Raw genomic sequence first — 2,153 nt, forward strand, 5'->3', positions numbered from 1 at the left:
CACCGGCACCTCGGACCCGGTGCGCAGCGGGCCGGCCAGATCCATGAACATCAGGTGCTCACCGCCGGGCGCCAGCGTGAGGGTGCCGCCCGCGGGCAGCACGAACCCGCCGTCCTTCTCCCGCATGGTGGTGGCGCCACCGGGATCGACCACGACCTCGTGCAGTTCGACCCACGCGGAGGCCGGGCTCTCGGCCGACACGATGGTCACCTCGCTCGCGCCGGAATTGGTGAGGACGCCGAAGGCCGCGGACATGCCGCTGTCGGCGGCCTTGATCCACTGGTCCTGGATGGTCACCACTTCGGCGGCGGTGGTGTCGGCGGGGGAGTCGTCGCCGGAGCAGGCGCTCAGCAGCAGCGGCGCGAACGCCACGGCGGCCAGACCGGCCAGGCGACGGTGGGGGATACGCAGAGACACGGAAGGGCTCCGTTCGAGTGGAGGACGGCCGCGATCGGATCGCGGCGCCGTCCGAGGGCTGGGGTGGTGGGAGGTCCGTGACGCGGCGAAGCGTCACGTGCGAGCACGCAGGCACGGGCCTGGCCCGGCCTCCATGCCGAACAGAGAACTCACCACCGCGCGGGCGGCCCGCGCGTGCCCGCCCCGCCGGACCGGAGCCGACCCGCCCCGACGCGGATCTCGCCCCCGGCGAGCACGACCGGCGCCTCCGGCCACCGCAGCGCCTCGACGAGCGCGGCCAGCACCCGCCGCACACTCGACGCGGCCGCGAGCAACCCGGCCTCCGACAACCGGATGAGCACCGCCGCCAGCAGCATGGCCGCCAGATGGGCACATACCATGACGGGCGTCAGATGCGGGCCGTGCGGATGACCGACGGTCAGCGCCACGTGCCCGATGCCCTGACCGGCGGCGAGCAGCGCGAGCAGTTCACCTCGCCCGACCCGTCCGCGCCGCGACCCGGCGACCACGCCGACGGCCGCGCACGCGCCGATCAGCTGGACGATCGCGGCCTGGGACAGATGCACGGCGCCGCCGCCGAGGGGGTGCGCCGCCAGACTGACCGCACCGGCCGCGGACCCGACGAGCGCTCCGCGCGCCGCCGCCGCTCCCTGGTGAACCGCCGTCCGCACATCCCGCATACTACCCGCTGTCGTAGAAGCGTTGGTGGGTGTCGCGCCGCCCTCAACCGCCGGTGCGGCCGAGCATGTGGCGCAACGCGCCCTCGAGGTCGGGATGCCGGAAGGAGTGCCCGGCCGCGCCGAGCCGGGCGGGCAGCACCCGCTGGTTCGCGGCGGCCAGTTCGCGCGCACCCTCCGCGCCGAGCAGCAGCGCCGGGCCGAAGGAGGGCACCGGCAGCAGCGCGGGCCTGCGCAGCACCCGCGCCAGTACCCGGGTGAACTCGCTGTTGCGCACCGGCTCCGGCGCCACCGCGTTGACCGGCCCGGACAGCGACTCGTCCCACAGCGCCCGGTGATAGATGTCCACCATGTCGTCGAGCCCGATCCAGGAGAACCACTGCCGCCCGTCACCGATCCGCCCGCCCAGCCCTGCCGCGAACAGCGGGCGCAGCAGCTTCAGAGTGCCGCCACGCGGCGAGAGCACGATCCCGGTCCGCACCACGACCGTGCGCAGACCCGCCTGCTCGGCGGGTGCGGTCGCCGCCTCCCAGTCCGCCACGAGATCGGCGAGGAAGCCCTCACCACGCCCGGCATCCTCGGTGAGCGTCTGCTCGCCGCGGTCGTAGCCGTAGTAGCCGATGGCCGAGGCGCTGACGAAGGCGGCGACGCCGGCCTTCGCGGCGAGTTCGGCCAGGGCGCGGGTGGGGGCGATCCGGCTGTCGGCCACCGCGCGCTTGTGCTCCTCGGTGAACCGCCCCGCGATGGACGCCCCGGCCAGATGCACCACCGCGTCGACACCGGCGAGCAGATCCGGGTCGGGGGCGTCGGGGTCCCAGCGCCGCTCGCCCGCGCCGATCGGGCTGTGCCGCACCAACCGCACCACCTCGTGACCACCGGTGGTGAGGAAGGCGCACAGCGCGGTGCCCACCAGTCCCGACGCACCGGTGACCGCGACCGTCATCGGGGCCGCGCCGTGCTCGGCCGCGCGGCGGTGCGCCAGCAGGTCGTCGCGCAACTGCCGGTAGCGGTAGTCGAACATCGAACGCAGCGCGGACGCCGGGATCGGCGTGTCGACGC

3 protein-coding genes are annotated in these 2,153 nt (G+C 74.8%); all 3 read right to left on the minus strand.

All coding sequences use genetic code 11. The features are described from left to right. Positions 1 to 417: copper chaperone PCu(A)C (locus QH283_RS00460; RefSeq protein ID WP_280501040.1), on the minus strand; the 417-nt coding region annotated here is incomplete at its 3' end. Between the two features lie 149 nt (positions 418 to 566). Next, positions 567 to 1,088 (minus strand): hypothetical protein, encoded by a 522-nt coding sequence (locus tag QH283_RS00465; protein WP_280501041.1) that lies wholly within the window; start codon positions 1,086 to 1,088, stop codon positions 567 to 569. A gap of 52 nt (positions 1,089 to 1,140) precedes the next feature. Then, positions 1,141 to 2,153 (minus strand): TIGR01777 family oxidoreductase (locus QH283_RS00470; protein WP_280501042.1); only part of this gene is annotated, 1,013 nt, incomplete at its 5' end.

Source organism: Nocardia farcinica (genome assembly GCF_029867845.1).
GTDB classification, from domain to species: domain Bacteria; phylum Actinomycetota; class Actinomycetes; order Mycobacteriales; family Mycobacteriaceae; genus Nocardia; species Nocardia farcinica_A.